The organism is Paenibacillus sp. LjRoot56 (assembly GCF_964253335.1).
Classification (GTDB): Bacteria; Bacillota; Bacilli; order Paenibacillales; family NBRC-103111; genus Paenibacillus_E; species Paenibacillus_E allorhizoplanae.
On record NZ_CAXURV020000004.1, the window covers coordinates 104297 to 120424 of the forward strand.

The following is a 16128-nucleotide window of genomic DNA, read 5'->3' on the forward strand; positions in this document are numbered from 1 at the left end:
TAGTGCTTTTGGCATTTCATCCAACAACCAATCCAACGTTAGCGTCTGCAAACGACTTTGGATATCCATAATTTGGATTATGCGAAAGAATTGTGGATAGAATATAGCTTGCAACAATTATTATGTTGTATAAGATACGAAGGTGGTCAATTCCAATGCATGTTGTAATAGCTTTATTTACGATTTATTCAATTTGGCGTTGGGCAGATTGGAAGAACTGGTACAAGTATCACCCAACTATGCTCTTTATCATGGGTGGCGGTCTTTTGTATGAATATCTAACCATGGACTTTCATTTGTGGGTATTTCATCCCGACTTTCTTTATAATCATCGAATAACGGTTATTGTATATGCAGTAATAACAATGCCACTAAGCGTTCTTTTGTTCCTCTCGAGCTACCCGAGAACAACCAAGCTAAAGCAGATCATGTACTTATTCAAATGGGTATTTATTTATTCACTTGTCGAATTAGTTTTACAAATCTTCGGTAGAATTTCATACGATAATGGTTGGACTTTTTGGCACTCTGTGATGTTTGATGTCATGATGTTTCCTATGCTTATACTGCATTATAGTAAACCACTACGTGCCTATTTGTTATCGTTAATAATTATTGTAGTACTAATGTGGTATTTCAAAGTTCCAATAAATTGAATAGTCGATTGCGGTTATAACGAACTAACACATTTCAGTTTTTATTTATGGATAACCTTAAACCACATTGAAGATTGGTCCTTAGGGTCTCCATTGTAATTAATCAAAATCTCTTCACCCGCTTTAATGTCTTTATAGGCAGAGAAGTCAATGGTTAAATTATTTATATTCGATATATATCTCGCATTGGGAGTGAAAGAGTGATTGTATAATCCACCGTATCCAAGAGCGATAGCTTTATCCTCTCCCCAACGATAAACATAGTTTTTGAGGATACTTTCCCTCATTTCTTCCCATTCTTTTTTGGTGATAACGATAACCGGTGCTGACTCAATTAAGTCACCTTTTTTTATGTTTTCGGATGCAAAAATTCCTCTTCCATATTTATCTGTATGTTTCATTTCAATTTTATTCAGCGTGCTTCCTCCTTTATGAAAGATCTTTTAGATGCTTTCGAAGATAGCTGTTGCGTTTTTCAATGAAGCGAAGTATGAATTCTGGTTCACTATTGAATAGCGCGATGGATTCCTTTTTAAACGGATCTAAAGAAATATAGGATTTTAATTGCCTATGGAGATTTGCCACCATAGGTTCTATTGCTTTAACCGTAAATTTTGTTTCTAATATTTCTTCCATAATACGACGGTATTGCTGCCTTATTTCCGTTACATCCAATAGTCGTGCAGTGAGTGTATTATAGCCTTCAATCGGAACAGCATAATATTCCATTATTTTTCCATTCCAATTTCGTCCCCAAGTTGCGTCATAATCCCAGGGGATCACCTGATATAATTTCGTCTCTTCATTTCGAATTATAGAATAGTTATGAATAAACCCATCGTAGTTTTGGGTACAAACTGCCCCACATAACCAAAGTAAATAATTTTTGATATCCAGATCCTTTATTATCGCTTCTCCAAATTGGTCTCGGTTAGTTGTATTTATTTTTACAATAAACTTTTCTAAGTCTTGTTTATCTTTATCATTTCCCATTTTTTGAAAATATCCGGACATGAGGGAAGGTTTTGGATTTCCCTTCGGTGTTAATAAAGAAAAGTTCGCATGGTAGATCGTAGCATAAAAAATAGGACCTGATGGTAATTCTCTTTTTTGTAAAAAAAATTCATCCACCGATTCAAGTTCTAGATATATTCCCTTTATTTCCCCATTCAATTCTAGAAAAACATGCTTACTATTTGGAGCAGTACTCCCAATGCTCTGGAAAAAATCAAAAGAAAGCTTGTTGCGTATTAAAGATGGATCTCGGTATTCAGCATTTAAGTGTATCTCACGCCCCGCAAATTCTTCTTTATATGACCTAAAGTCGATGCTATAGGATTTCTTTTGAAAATTACGGGTATGATCTCCCCGATATGAGATCCCAATCTCATGAGGAATGTTGTCTACAATTAATTCGGCAGGAACAGGCTCATCTTTCCAAACATCTGTATTTAGTACCTTAAGATCTTTCGGTTCAATCGTTATACCATAAGTAGGAATAGCAGTATGTTCCATTAAATCATTCCCTTGCCTTTTTTATATCTTATGAAGAAGTAAGTGGTGTTGATAATAAATTGGTCTTTACACTAGAACAAATAATACGTGATTCACATAAAATACAGCACCTTGATTTTCAAGGAATTTTTACGATGGGTGGTCAAGTCAATGGGAGAAGCTCAAATACTAGAATTAATAAAACAAGCTCAAGATACCGGACTAGATGAGTTTTTAGTTCGAAACCCCGTGTCAAATAAAGGAACTGGAGGTACAGGTGGTACTGGTAAAGGTACTAGTGGTACTGGTAAAGGTACTGGAGGTACTGGCAAAGGTACTGGAGGTACTGGCAAAGGTACTGGAGGTACTGGCAAAGGTACTGGAGGTACTGGCAAAGGTACTGGAGGTACTGGCAAAGGTACTGGAGGTACTGGCAAAGGTACTGGAGGTACTGGCAAAGGTACTGGAGGTACTGGCAAAGGTACTGGAGGTAAAGGTACTGGCAAAGGTACTGGCAAAGGTACTGGCAAAGGTACCGGTAAAGGTACTGGTAAAGGCACTGGTAAGGGTACTGGTAAAGGCACTGGCAAAGGTACGGGTGGAACTGGCGGGACTGGTAAAGGTTCCGGTAAAAAGTAGATTAAAAATATGATAAATGCAGGCAATCAAATTGCCTGTTCATAACCATCTCAAGCTTCATCACAGCTGATTGTGGTCAACCGTTATAAGGTGATAGCTACTCGTTAACTTGCCGCTACTTATGGTACGGTTCTCCGTACAATCTTTAACGGCAAGTTAAAAAGGCCCTATCGCTTCTATACATAACACTTGGCATCGGAAGTAAAAAACAGGCATGATTTCACCAACATATTTTTCTTATTCGATGCTGTATTCTCATATTCCTTGCTGTCTATGTAACGAAACCAAGCCAAATAATGTTGTAAATATTTAGTTGCAACGCCGTTAAAGCGAACAAAGTTTAACATAGCCAAAAAAATAAAAGAAAACGGAGGATACAAAAAAGCGTGAGCAAATGTTGAAATATGCTCATGTTTTTTGATATTTCATAAAGTAAACAACTACAAAGTAAACGAGACTAACCAATAAAAAACCATAGGAGCTCCCTTCCTGGGAATCTTATGGTTTTATTGTTTACTAATTCTAACTAGCTTATAACCTTTTTCCACCAATATTAACCAAAAACCCTAGTCATTCCTACTTTTTACCTTTACCTTCTTTACCTTTTTCCTCTTTGCCCTCTTTGCCTTCCTTGCCTTTGCCCTCTTTAGCTTCTTTAGCTTCTTTACCTTCTTTACCTTCTTTACCTTCTTTACCTTCTTTACCTTTATCCTCTTTGCCTTTGCCTTCTTTACCTTCTTTACCTTCTTTACCCTTTTCTTCTTTACCTTTGCCCTTTTCTTCTTTAGACTCTTGACCTTTTGCTGCATGCTTACCTTTTTCTTCTTTCTGTTCTGTTCCTTTGGTTTCTTTTACTTCTTGTTCTTTATTGCTGTTCTCATTCTTGTGTTCACCATGCTCATGACCGTGTTTACCAGGACCTTTTCCTCCAGGCATACGCATTACCTCCTAATTTTATTCTTACATGGTCGGTGAATGGACGCTTTTAATATGCTGAATATTTGTATAAAAGGTCCTGCCTTCCGCTGTAATCATGTGGACAACATTGTTTTCTATTTCTTTTAGTAATCCTATCTTATTGGGGCTCCTCCCCAAATCAAAAACAACGAGTTTACCTTCCAACTTTTTCAGTTGCTCCTCGAATGAGCGAGATAATGGCAAATCCGAAGGATTTACAGGAAAAAACTTTTTATCCAGATGGTAAGGTGTTTGGTAATCACTATATGGAACGAGCCACTTCAAATGGTTTAACGGTATAAACATTGTTTTGTAAACAGGAGAATAAAATTCAAAGTAATTCGTCATGATATGGGTAATGTAACCATGTATGGGCTGATAGCCTGAAACAAAAATTTCAGTAAATACCCCTTTGGAATTCATTAGTATTTTTCTATACGAAATTTTGTCACTATTAATTGGCTTTTCAGTAAGAGCGGAGAAGTCCGTTGAACTTTTTTTGGTATTTAAACTGACGTTTATAATATGAAAAGAAGGAATATATATATAACGTTCCCCGTTATATAAAACTAGGATATCTTGCCCCGCATCAACCAAAATGCCTGTATGCCACTTATCACCAAGCAATTCAACATCAAAAACCGCTCCTAGCTTCTTCTGAAAAAGGTCCATCTATGTTGCCTCCTCTCACTTAAATAACCAGCCCGTCCATACGTATAAACACAGGAGACTTATAAGAAGACCGATAGGTATGATCATAATCGTCACTTTAATATATTGACTCCAAGTAAGTCTTATATGATGTTTTCGCAGTATATGCATCCATATCAATGAAGCTAGAGTACCCATCGGTAACAATAATGAACCAATATCTGCACCAATGACTGTTGCTAAATAAGCAGTATGCATGGTAAAAGTATCCAACCCCATATTTTGCAAAGATAAGGTTCCAATCATAATAGAAGGAAGGTTATTAAATAAATTAGACATGGCAGTCAGCAGAATGCCCATTACAAAGATGGCATTAAAATGATTGTGGGCAACCGCTCCACCAAGCCAATGTACGAGAAAATCAGTCAGACCTGAAGTATGAAGTCCGTAAATGATGACATAAATGCTGAAAGCGAATATTAGAATGTGCCAAGGGGTTTTTACTAGAATATCCTTTGGCCCTATTCCTTTACGAATCCACCTCACGGCAATTAGAACAATTGCTCCAATAATTGCGGGCCATTCCGTTGCTACCCCAAGTGGAGTCAGCAAGAAAAAGCTGCATCGGATCAGAATAACAACTAGGATGCAAATCCGAAACAGCCCCCAATCAATATATCCTTTGTCCTGCGGATCTACTTGGAGGGGATGAAACGTTGAGTAATTGTTGTGTACAATAGTGCTTATTGAATGGGGCTGCAAGGACATTATTTTTACGGGTATTTCACGCTTGAAATATACAAACAGCAGAATCGTAATCGTAATAATCCCTGTCATAGCGGGTACAAACATCATAGATGTATATGTGTTTAGATCTAAGCCGACTGTTTTTAACGCAATCAGATTTGCTAGATTACTAACGCCGATCGGTGCGCTTGCACCAGTAGCAACTAAAGCACCCGATATGAGGTAAGGAATTTTTTGTCTAGTTTTTAAGTTCAGTATAGATAAGGTTTGGATGATAATGGGGGTTGTTATTAGAATACTTCCGTCATTATTAAAAAACATCGTCATTAAAAAGCATAATATATTAATATACCAGAAGAGTGCTCGACCGGAACCCTTTGCCCGAACAGCCAAATTAGTAGCTGCCCACCTAAAAATCCCAATGCTTTCTAATACGATAGACATTACAATTGTTGATATTATGGTTATGCTTGCCCCACTAACAATGGTGGCTATATGGAACACACCTGAAAGTGGCACAATTCCTAATGCCAGGAAGATTAACGCACCTAGGGTTGTTGGAATAGATTCATTAATACCGAATGGCCTCCAAATTATCAACAACGTAACGGTAACGAAAACAATGGAGATTACCGCAGTTGTTATATCAAACATGATCTTGCACCTCACACGGCGGGTTGGCTGATGATGGTCCAAGTCTCCGTACAATGAGAGGGGGGGGGAGAATTTTAGATAATGTTGATCCAGCATCGTTTACAATGATCAACATATTCCCCCTCCTCCCACCTACGATAAGATTCAGAGATGGATTATTTTTTTTCGTTGCTATCTTGCTTTTGTTCTTGCTTTTGTTCTTTCTTTTCCTCTTGATTTTCTTTTTTAACTCCATAAGACATACTTTTAATATGAAAGTTAAAAATAGTGACTAATTCATGGTTCACAACCATCGTAATATAATCATCATTGGCATCGGCTAAAACGCCCTGAACACTCTCATGGCCACCACGGTTAACTTGACACCAAAGATTTTTCATACCTTTCAATAAACCAATAAAATTGTCAGCTTCCATAATTTTCAACGGAGTTGCATTCGGCTGTGCAGTCAGCAAGTACTCCATTGTGTCTTTCGTATTTACTGTCATACTCTTTAAATGACTTGTGTTGTAATAAATAAGTCCATCCTTCTCATTGTAGATCCCCACATAATCGAATCCCACTGCTACAATCTCGCCTTGACGAGATTCAGGACCCCCGCGATCCAGTCTTACTTGTTTACCCATTAGCAAAGAATAATCAAATGCCATAATAATCATTTCCCCCTTCAAGTAGTGGTTGGTTGTTGTTACATGATTTATATATACTCACGTGGCAAAGGTTTGTACTAAACGAATGCCCCGTCTCTTAAAAACTCCACATTTATCACTAGAGGGTATTTGTACGTGGATATATACACAAACCCCTCCGATCATCAGAAAAACGTTTATCTGTTTAGATAAACGTTTCTCATGAATGACTGAAGGGGCATCCAACTGCTCCTGCTATTACATTCTTTTTATATTGGATACATCGGAAATACAACTTAAGGCAACAACATACACAGTATCTCGCGTGGACATTACGACAATACCGTCATTAAGTCCGATAACTTCGGCATTAGATACATCGTTTAACTGCTCAGCTAACGTATTGAAATCAACTTTCGCTTTGCCGACTAATGGATTAAACAAGTTCATCATTGATGAGCCTTCGTTGTTATCTTTGTCGTTATTGTCAGAGTTTTCTTTACCAGTAATCAACTTACTGTCGAAATCTTCCCCCCATATCTCTAAGCCGGCAATAAGATGCATAGGTATGAAGCGCTCAACGCCGTTACTTGTAAAATTTAAAAGTAAGTTTTCGGCGGAAATAATTTTAACATTCGAATATTTGCCGTTTGAATAGTCTAATGTGTGTAGTTCTTTCAACTTTTTGTCTTTTAGCTGACTAAGGAGATTTTGCATGGCATCTCCACTATGGCAGCATTTGCATTCCTCGTTATTAGACCTAACTTCCTGTTTAGGTGGCCCAGGTGGTTTAGGTTTTGGTGGCCCTGGGGGTCCTGGTGGCTTAGGCGCTCCAGCTGGACCTTCTGGACCTTTTGGTCCTTCTGGTCCCTCTGGTCCTTTTGGTCCCTCTGGCCCTTTTGGTCCTTCTGGTCCTTTTGGCCCTTTCGGTCCTTCTGGTCCTTTGGGTCCTTTCGGTCCCTCTGGCCCTCTTGGTCCCTCTGGCCCTCTTGGTCCTGCCGGCCCTTCTGGTCCTTTTGGTCCCGCTGGTCCTGCTGGTCCTGCTGGTCCTGCCGGTCCTGCTGGTCCTGCTGGTCCCGCTGGTCCTGCCGGTCCCGCTGGTCCTGCTGGTCCTGCTGGTCCCGCTGGTCCCGCTGGTCCCGCCGGTCCCGCCGGTCCCCTATGGCATAACTTACAGTGATGTTTTTTACACCTATTCTTTCTTTTGGGTTTATGACATATCAATTTTCTCTTTCTTTTCTTACGTTTGGGACATTTGCATGGCTCTTTTCTTTTACATACTAGGCAAAGATCCTCTAAACCATTTGCTAGTGATGGGGAAATGTCAGGTTTGTCCTTTACTTTGTACAAACTAAGCTTAGCAGCAACTTTTACTATGCGAAAAGTTTTCATCTTAAAAGCACTAGGATTAAAAAATATTTTCGAACGTTTCATAATGACTGAACCCTCCTCTCAGAAATCTAGACATTTGCTACTAGGGAACATTTAACTATGTGGGTATTTGCAATATCAGTGTATGAACCTATAAAATAGCCTGTTCTAGTGAAAGAGCACATTTTGATACGTTTAGAGAATTAAAATCGCAATAAAGAAGAAATACGGGCTATACCCTAGAGCGTTCGCGAACACGTGACATATACATGCAGTATAAATAACGATTCATGTCATTTATCGGGTAATACTTGTGAAATAGATCGGTCACACTTCAACGAACAGGAGGAATCCTTATGTTTATAGTCTGCCTACTTATTCTTTCTGGAGTAGGATTATATGTAACATTAAAGCCTCCGACAGAGCTAAATGAAAAGTCGTTAACAATTGATATATTCCCAGAGCTTAACATGGATAGTGTCCAGAACGCTTTTGAAGGCGCGTCTTTCAAGAAAGAAGAATAACAATGTTTGATTTATTATTGAAATAATTGGGCTTTCGTATAGGGTGATTAATTCTAGTACACATTCATAAAATATCAAGCAAAGCCTCCCTAGAATTGTTACTGTCTGTAAACGCAAAGAATCTACCGAATATTTCGGTAGATTCTTAAGTAAAGAGAAGTGAGGGAATATGTCGTCTATATAATTGCTAGGCCAAATGGAAAGGGCCTTCTTTCTCATTGTGTACTCTGCCTAATGATGAGATTAGGCGCTAAGACCGTAAGTTTCGTCACCTTTTCTTTCTGAATCAATTTGGATAAAATCAACATCGCCTGCATGCCCAGCTGTTCACTTTGCTGCGAAACCGTCGTAAGTTCTGGATTCATCGCTGAAGACAATTGCGTATCATCAAACCCAGCAATCGCGATATCTTCAGGAATTCGTAACCCGCGTGATATGGCTGTTTTCATAGCACCTATGGCCACATAATCATTGATACATAAAATAGCTGTAGGGCGATTGGACATGGTAAGAAATGCTTCCATCAATTGTCGTCCGCAAGACATGGAGAAACTCCCCATGCGAACCCATTCTTTGCGATAAGAGAGCTGATTCGCCTCTAACGTACGCCGGTAGGCTTGCAGCTTCTCCACCGTAGTTGTCGTTGCTGCGCTTCCACCTAAGAAACCTATTTGACGATGGCCACGATCAATCAAATGCTGAACAATCAGCTTAGTGCCTAAGTATTCGTCTGTTTTCACACGATGACATGGATGTCCTGGCAGTGTGCCATTTATCAAAACAATAGGGATTTTCCTCTGTATATCTACCACTTCCTGCACGAGAGAAGGCGGACAATGTCGTGAATTAATACGGCCTCCCATGAGAATGAGTCCATCCACTTGCCTTTCACATAGTAAGTTTAAATACTCGGATTCTCTGTTGTAATCGCTAAAAGTATTGCATAAAAAAAGGGTGTAACCAAGCTTTTGTGCAGCCCTCTCTGCCCCTCCGAACACCTCTGGGAAAAACATATTGCTGCTATCCGGAAACAAGACGCCGATCATGCCGGTCTTCTTATTAACCAGACTGCGTGCTAAGGCATTGGGCTGAAATTTATGTTTTTCAATAATGGCCATAATCTTCTGCCTAGTGGATGCTCGTACAGGTGCCGTATCATTGAGAACTCGGGAAACTGTTGCGACGGAAACGTTCGCTTCCCTAGCAATATCGTAGACTGTAATGGTTTCCAGGAGCTCACTCTCCGTTACGTCAAAATGAAAAGCGAATGATCGAAGGCCTGTTCTGAAACAGACCTTCGATGTGTAATGTCACTTATTTCGTGCTTTCTACCATTTTCTTAAATTCATCCAATTGCTTTTGGACTTCCGTCATGACTTTGTCAAAACCAGCAGCTTTCAAACTCGCACGGAAATCTTCTACTGCTTTCACAGGGTCACCAGCTTTTCCGTAGAGGATTGCAGGTCCCTTTGATCCAACCACTTGTGTAATTGCTGTTAACTCATTCGTGACGCTGGCCTTATCGAAAACAAATCGGCCGTAAGGATAGGCTTTCTTGATCTTATCATAAGAAGCATACAAAGCGCCTTTCCCAACCCAGTCTTCGCCATTAGGGATTTCGTTCTTGTCGATACGCCCACCCCAGAAGTTTGAGTAGAAATCATCTCTTTGGACATCGTAACCATCCGGACGATAGCGTTTGCCATCTTTCACGACATATTGCACACCTTCAAGACCATAGTTCATCAAACGATAAATTTCAGGGTCTTGACGAATAAGCTCATAGACCATCAGCGCGCGCTCTGGATGCTTACTTTTCGCACCAATGGATGTACCGCCATGTGTGATCGACATCGATACGAGGTTATTTTTAGTCGCCGAGAAAGGGAAGAATTGCAGATCTGAGCCTGGCTGCAGCTTATCCATTTTGATGCGCTCGCCAAGGTAGGTTTGCGTATGATGCTGATCGACTGAGGTTTTACCTGCTTCCATTTCAGCACGGTTATCGCCTTTATAGTTCAACACATCCTCGCGCCAGAAGCCTTTGTCGCCCCAACTTTTCATCATCTTAGCAAAATCAACGAACGTGTCATCAAGAAATGGACTATACGCTTTGTACTTATCATTAAAAGATTTGCCGTAGATCAATGCGAATAATCCAGTATTTATCGGAAGTTCAATCGCGTCCGTGTATGAATTGATATATCCGCCAATGTTGCCTCCTGAAGTACCATTGGTATCCCATGGAACAACGCCCGGCTTCTTATCCTTGACACCTTGTAAGTATTTCTCCAACGTTTTCCAATCCGTGATCGGTGAAGTGATACCGAATTCTTTGGCCCAATCGCCACGATATTGAAAGCCGTGATTTACCCACTGCGTATAGTGATCTTCGGGGATTAGCATAATCTGATTCTTGTATTTCGTCTCGGCCCAGTTCTCTGGCGGTACTTCCTTCCACGTGATCGGCGCATAAGTGGGCAGAAGCTTATCTAGTGGCTGGAAGGCGCCCTTTTGCGCATTTTGCCACGTATCCAACCAGTCTGTTGCCACTGTAATTAAATCAACAGGCTCCCCTGATGCGAGTAATAAATTATATTTCGTTTGCCAATCGGCCCACTCTACCCATTTAATTTCCAGTTTGGCATTGACCTTTTGTTTCAAAATGGCATTGAGCTTTTCCATGACTTTCTCAAACTGACCATTCTTCGGCTTGTCACCCAACATGACATAAGAAATCGTTTGAAACTCCGAAGTATCGATTTTACCACCAGCCGCTGTTGCAGGTGCTGTGGAATCTGAAGAAGTGCTGTTAGATGACGTACAAGCTGTCAAGCTTACTGCGAGCGTCGCAGCGAGTGCAATACTAAGCGCTTTCTTTTTCTTGAACATGGAATTGCCTCCCCATTATCATTTTTGTTTATGCATAGCGTCAGCCTTTAACAGCGCCAACGGTGATACCTTTGATGAAATATTTCTGTACCAATGGGTAAAAAAGGATGACGGGGCCTGTTGCAACAACCGCTGTGGCCATTTTCATAGACTCAAGCGGCATATCTCTGGGCTGAACATTGGAGGATACGGATGAATTCTTAATAAAGTCGGCGCTGGTGACCACATTATAGAGAAACAATTGAAGCGGTCGATATTTCAAATCGGGCGATAGGAACAACATGGCATTGTACCATTCATTCCAATATCCCAGAGCTATAAACAATCCGATTGTAGCTAAAGCGGGTGTCGTCATCGGCAAGATTAGCTTCGTAAAGATTCTAAAATCGCCTGCTCCATCCATTTTGGCTGACTCTGTAATCGCATGAGGAATCGATGTAACGAAGCTTTTCATCATAATAATCAGAAACGGGCTCATAAGTCCTGGCAGCAGAACAGCTAAGTAATTATCTTTGAGGTGCAGCCATTGTGTCATAATTAAGTAGAAAGGGACGACTCCCCCATGAAACAACGTTGTGAAGTAGATGAAAAAGGATATCCTGTTCCGATAAGGAAAATCTGGACGCTGCAAGGAATATCCCGTCATCGCGACGACGAATAGTCCAATGGTCGTGCCCACGATCGTAATTCCCAGCGTCACGCCGTAGGAGCCAAGAATTACGCCTGGGTTCTCAAACACGATTTTATAAGCAAAGCTACTGAATTCTTTAGGCCATAAATTATAACCATGCAACGTAATGGATTTCTCTGAGGTGAACGAAGTACCGAATACGACAAGAAATGGAATTAGGCAACATAGTGCAAATATAGCTATAAAGATGTAGCCGAATAGTCGTATAGCCACGGACGAAAAATCCGTCCCCCTCTGGCGAGCGATGACTTGCTCCATAGGATGTCCTCCTCAGCTATTCATCATTTGAATAAGCAATTTTTTAGAATAAGGTGTTATCAGGTGAAGCCTTTTTCACAAGCCAGTTTGCTGTTATGACGATGAAGAATCCAAAAACAGACTGATATAAGCTGACTGCGCTTCCTAAAGAGAAGTTAAAGTTGTTCATTAAGGAGCGGAACACGAACGTCTCAATAATATCTGTAGCATCGAATAACGCTGTATTATTAGCTCCGACTAAGTTGTAGAATAAGCCGAAATTGCCTCGGAGGATGCCCCCCAGTGAGAACAGAAATAAAATAATAAAGGTGGGCTTTAGCCATGGGAGCACAATATAGCGAATCCGCTGTAAGGCATTGGCGCCGTCGATTTCTGACGCTTCAACGATCTCGGAGTCTAAGCCCATAATGGCGGCGAAATACACAATAGAGCCATATCCTGTAGACTGCCACAAATACGTGATAACAATGATAAATGGCCAAATACTTGGGTTCGAGTATGTTTTGACAGGATCCCATCCGATCGATTTTAGAATGCCGTTCAGCAAACCGAAATCATAGCTGAGAATGTTATAAGCGATGAGTCCAACAAGCACGAATGAGATAAAATAAGGCAGAAACATCAGCGATTGCGAGACTTTCTTAAACCACTTTTTACGAAGCTCATTCAGTAGAATAGCAATACTGATCTGCAGAATATTGCCAAATACGATAAATGCAAGATTATAGAGAATGGTATTGGAAGTTAGCTTCCATAATGCGCCTGAGGTCACTAGAAATTTGAAGTTATCGAAACCAACGAAGTCACTGCCGAAGATACCAGCCGAGTAGTTATAGTTGATAAATGCAAGATAGAGCCCAGGCATTGGCAGGTATGACATGACTAAGAAAAAGAGAATAGCGGGTACACACATGAGTAATAAGGTGCGATGCGACCAAAACCTTCGTAACGGTGTCGTTCGCTTTCTAACAACGGGTGAAATGACATCTATGGTCTTCGATGTGATGGCAGTTTTCATACGTTAGCTCCTTTCGTATTAACTATCGGAGACGGGTACGAAACGTAACGGTTCCAATATAGCATCATTTTCTAACCCTACGGCCTCCAACAAAATAGCAAGTTCATTCCCCTCTTCCCGCTCATGGAACCATGCCCCAGGCAAATAAAAGGATTCATCACTCCCGCCACGGAATATCGGTCGATTCGCACCGCCTTGCGTCCATATACGCCCCACCAGATTTCCATTAAAGAACACGGACAGTTTCATATCTCGGCCTTTGGTATATACACGCCAACCTAAGCTATGATTGCTGTCTTCAAGCTCGCCATAGAGCCATGCGACAGTACCAGGCTTCATCGCTATCGCTTCTGTGACAGGTTTCGCGTCGATGCGTGAGGCTTTAGCATGTTGCAATAAGCCTTGCTCCTGACAACCCGCTACGGTCCACTTACTCGCCGACGTCCCTTCATACAGTGTGATTTGTCCGCTCAAGGCGATGTACGTTTTATCTAAAAATAGCGTAATGACCGCAGTTTCTCCCGCATGTACGAAAGGCGTAAGATCAAGAAAAGGATCATGCGGATTTACTTGTCCTAGTGCATGTCCGTTTACATAGGCATATACTTCCGTGAAATTACCAGGCGTATGAAGAATCCAACGATTGGCTTTGTCTGCCAGCTTAAAGTGCTTGCGATAGCAATGATGAGCAGGTAAATCTGCTGATAACCAGCCTCCTATACTCACGATCGGCCATTGCCCGTCATCCACATCCGTAGCTGCATATTCGTCTTTGATTTCATCGGCTTTCATGAGTTTGAATCGCCAATTTTGATTTAGGTCTCTTGTCGACGTGACGCCGATAATGCCGGTAAGTCCCTTCAGACTGTTTAAATGAAGTCCGGGAAGCGTCGTATCGTGAAAATTGGTATGTCCCCAAATTTCCACACGAGCTGTTAACTCAGGCACGACGTGTATAGTTTCAGGGATCGGCACATAGCGGGATGTTCCGCCTGGTGTTAACGTGCCCATATACCCTACTCCCGTGTAGAGCGAAACCACATCACTAGCTCGTTGTAGGATGAAACCCTGATAGTCGTTATCAGTCTGCGGCAATTGTGCTTGATACCAAGCGAACCCACGATAAATTCCGTGTCTTTCTAAATAATCGACATCGTCACCAAGGTATAGAATCTCCTCCGAAAAGGAACCTAATTGGTCAACCTTACTTAGCTGCCATGTTATTTCCACTTCCCTGCTTTCCCTTGCTTGCACTGCAACTGTTTCAATTCGCAACTTGCCATCCTCATCGATGCCTTCTAAACGAAGCGCACGAGATCGGCTCATTCCAATGATTTCAAGAAGATGCCCATCTGATAACTGGACCGTGGCTCTAATTTCTTTGTCTGAAGCCTGAAAGGATAAGGTTACGCTTCGTTCTGATTGAGACACATGAACTGTCATCTCGGCAAACTGTACACTAATCTCCGACTCAAAGCTAAATTGCACTTCTCCTTCATTATCCGTATGGAAAATGAAAAGTGTACGTTGCTCCTGCGCTAGATGCTTCACTTGGATCAGTTCAGCCGTTGCATAATCGAGCTGGCCGCCACCAGCAATCCCCCATGTAAGCAGAGGCACACGAAGTGGCAAAATCGGACACTCGAACGCCGAAACATTCAATTCGAATACGAGCTCGCCGCCTTGTTTCAAAGCTAGATGATTCAGCCCACTAGGCGTTGCCTCAGCTAAAGAAGCGCCATATGTTTGAATCACGTGATGCAGCAACCTGCCCTCGTACGCTTCTTCCCGGATATGCCCTTCAGGCGTAATCATCCCATGAAAATCATAATCTGATGTCAGGAAGGAAAGCGGATCTCCCCAATTGTTGGCGGCATTCGTAAAGCCAAAGTTTGTCCCTGATGCTTGCAAATAAGGACCTAGCAATTTGGCTCCCGCCGATAACAGTCTTCGAAGTAGAAAGTGTGAGCGGTTCGTTTCGGTTACTAATAAGGGATAACCCCTGCGTGCTAATTCTTCTCTATAGGAGTGAACTCTCTCTTCAAAGGACGGATCACGATCATTCGGGTAAAAGTTGCAGGTTGGCACAACGCCTTCAGCGAACCCCGTTGCTTGCAACAGACCACCTTGGCCAGCACATGCAATCAAGGGAACCTTGATGCCATGCCCAGTAGCTAGATCTCTTAAGGCTGAGATATATCCTTCTGGATCCTCACAAGGATAGAAATCAAGCTCATTCTCCAATTGAACAGCGATAATGGAACCTCCCTGACCTTGTTCATATCGCTGAAGAATAGGTAGGATTCGTGCGTACCATCTTGCCACATGGGTTAAGAAAAGCGGATCATTATCCCGAATTCGCATGTTTACTTCGACAAATAGATAAGCAGGCAATGCACCTCCGTCCCATTCGGAGCATATGTAGGGACCTGGCCTTGCGATGACCCATAAGCCAGCTTCCGAAGCCTCTTGAAGGAACTGCGCAACATCTTTCTCTCCGCCGAAATCCCATACCCCTTCATGGGTCTCATGATAATTCCAAGGGAAATACACATCAATGGCGTTATAACCATAGGCTTTCACTTTACGTAAGCGTTCTTGCCAAACACCGCGAGGGAGTCGAAAATAAAACAAAGAGGCGCAGAGTATAACTTCTGATTTGCCATCTATGCGGATCGCCTCGGGCGATAATTGAATGATCTGATTGTGACTGATGAATTGTTGCACTCGTGTTCCTCCCCTCAGTTGGGCTCTCTACGCTTGTATGAAACCCGTTTCATTCACCAAGCAGGTTTCATGTTGTCCCTAATGCCAGTATAGACAAAATATAAAGCGCTTACATTCAAATAAACTTCTAAATACATAAGAAAACAACACTGTTCACCACATCATAAAAAAGAAAAAAGTCGTGAATTATACTGCAATTCACAACTTCATGCCTTCCATA

Annotated in this window: 16 protein-coding genes and 1 pseudogene; 4 read left to right on the forward strand and 13 right to left on the reverse strand. The window is 41.5% G+C overall.

Translation table 11 applies throughout. The annotated features are described in order from the left end of the window. Positions 1–155: 155 nt before the first annotated feature. Positions 156–656, forward strand: a complete 501-nt coding sequence (locus ACSQ8O_RS26150) for a CBO0543 family protein (RefSeq protein WP_436244046.1) — start codon at positions 156–158, stop codon at positions 654–656. Positions 657–697: 41 nt separating this feature from the next. Here the strand turns inward: ACSQ8O_RS26150 and ACSQ8O_RS26155 are convergent, their stop codons facing one another. Next, positions 698–1057: an SET domain-containing protein gene (locus ACSQ8O_RS26155; protein ID WP_436244047.1), complete on the reverse strand. Its 360-nt coding sequence runs from the start codon at positions 1055–1057 to the stop codon at positions 698–700. A gap of 28 nt (positions 1058–1085) precedes the next feature. After that, the gene (locus ACSQ8O_RS26160; RefSeq protein ID WP_436244048.1) at positions 1086–2171 is read right to left on the reverse strand and encodes a CotH kinase family protein; all 1086 of its coding nucleotides are present in this window, start codon (positions 2169–2171) and stop codon (positions 1086–1088) included. 150 nt (positions 2172–2321) lie between these two features. Between ACSQ8O_RS26160 and ACSQ8O_RS26165 the strand changes: the two genes are divergently transcribed. Beyond that, positions 2322–2789: a hypothetical protein gene (locus tag ACSQ8O_RS26165; protein WP_436244049.1), complete on the forward strand. Its 468-nt coding sequence runs from the start codon at positions 2322–2324 to the stop codon at positions 2787–2789. 223 nt (positions 2790–3012) lie between these two features. Here ACSQ8O_RS26165 and ACSQ8O_RS26170 read toward each other — a convergent pair. The 6 genes and pseudogenes from ACSQ8O_RS26170 to ACSQ8O_RS26195 form a co-directional block, all read right to left on the reverse strand. Then, positions 3013–3121: pseudogene (locus ACSQ8O_RS26170) on the reverse strand (IS1595 family transposase); the annotation flags it as partial. Between the two features lie 244 nt (positions 3122–3365). Then, positions 3366–3725 (reverse strand): hypothetical protein, encoded by a 360-nt coding sequence (locus tag ACSQ8O_RS26175; RefSeq protein ID WP_436244050.1) that lies wholly within the window; start codon positions 3723–3725, stop codon positions 3366–3368. Between the two features lie 24 nt (positions 3726–3749). Further along, entirely contained in the window at positions 3750–4418 is a 669-nt protein-coding gene (locus ACSQ8O_RS26180) for a DUF2642 domain-containing protein (protein ID WP_436244051.1), read from the reverse strand. A 15-nt stretch (positions 4419–4433) separates the two neighbouring features. Then, a complete protein-coding gene (locus ACSQ8O_RS26185; RefSeq protein WP_436244052.1) occupies positions 4434–5798 on the reverse strand; it encodes an arsenic transporter in 1365 nt (454 codons plus the stop codon). A 155-nt stretch (positions 5799–5953) separates the two neighbouring features. Next, a complete protein-coding gene (locus tag ACSQ8O_RS26190) occupies positions 5954–6448 on the reverse strand; it encodes a hypothetical protein (protein ID WP_056625630.1) in 495 nt (164 codons plus the stop codon). 237 nt (positions 6449–6685) lie between these two features. Then, positions 6686–7144, reverse strand: a complete 459-nt coding sequence (locus ACSQ8O_RS26195) for a hypothetical protein (RefSeq protein ID WP_436244053.1) — start codon at positions 7142–7144, stop codon at positions 6686–6688. Here ACSQ8O_RS26195 and ACSQ8O_RS26200 point away from each other — a divergent pair. Beyond that, on the forward strand, positions 7143–7607 hold the full coding sequence (locus ACSQ8O_RS26200; protein ID WP_436244054.1) for a hypothetical protein: 465 nt from the start codon (positions 7143–7145) through the stop codon (positions 7605–7607). The genes ACSQ8O_RS26195 and ACSQ8O_RS26200 overlap by 2 nt on opposite strands. 547 nt (positions 7608–8154) lie before the next feature. Beyond that, a complete protein-coding gene (locus ACSQ8O_RS26205) occupies positions 8155–8322 on the forward strand; it encodes a hypothetical protein (protein WP_436244055.1) in 168 nt (55 codons plus the stop codon). A gap of 215 nt (positions 8323–8537) precedes the next feature. Here ACSQ8O_RS26205 and ACSQ8O_RS26210 read toward each other — a convergent pair whose 3' ends face one another. From ACSQ8O_RS26210 to ACSQ8O_RS26230, 5 genes are all read right to left on the reverse strand, one after another. Beyond that, positions 8538–9554: a LacI family DNA-binding transcriptional regulator gene (locus tag ACSQ8O_RS26210; RefSeq protein WP_436244949.1), complete on the reverse strand. Its 1017-nt coding sequence runs from the start codon at positions 9552–9554 to the stop codon at positions 8538–8540. Between the two features lie 82 nt (positions 9555–9636). Continuing rightward, complete coding sequence (locus tag ACSQ8O_RS26215; protein ID WP_436244056.1) at positions 9637–11214, reverse strand: ABC transporter substrate-binding protein; 1578 nt, start codon at positions 11212–11214, stop codon at positions 9637–9639. A gap of 40 nt (positions 11215–11254) precedes the next feature. Further along, a complete protein-coding gene (locus ACSQ8O_RS26220; protein WP_236292383.1) occupies positions 11255–12163 on the reverse strand; it encodes a carbohydrate ABC transporter permease in 909 nt (302 codons plus the stop codon). A gap of 43 nt (positions 12164–12206) precedes the next feature. Continuing rightward, complete coding sequence (locus ACSQ8O_RS26225) at positions 12207–13076, reverse strand: ABC transporter permease (protein WP_236292499.1); 870 nt, start codon at positions 13074–13076, stop codon at positions 12207–12209. Between the two features lie 123 nt (positions 13077–13199). Continuing rightward, positions 13200–15908 (reverse strand): beta-galactosidase, encoded by a 2709-nt coding sequence (locus ACSQ8O_RS26230; RefSeq protein ID WP_436244057.1) that lies wholly within the window; start codon positions 15906–15908, stop codon positions 13200–13202. Positions 15909–16128 lie beyond the last annotated feature (220 nt).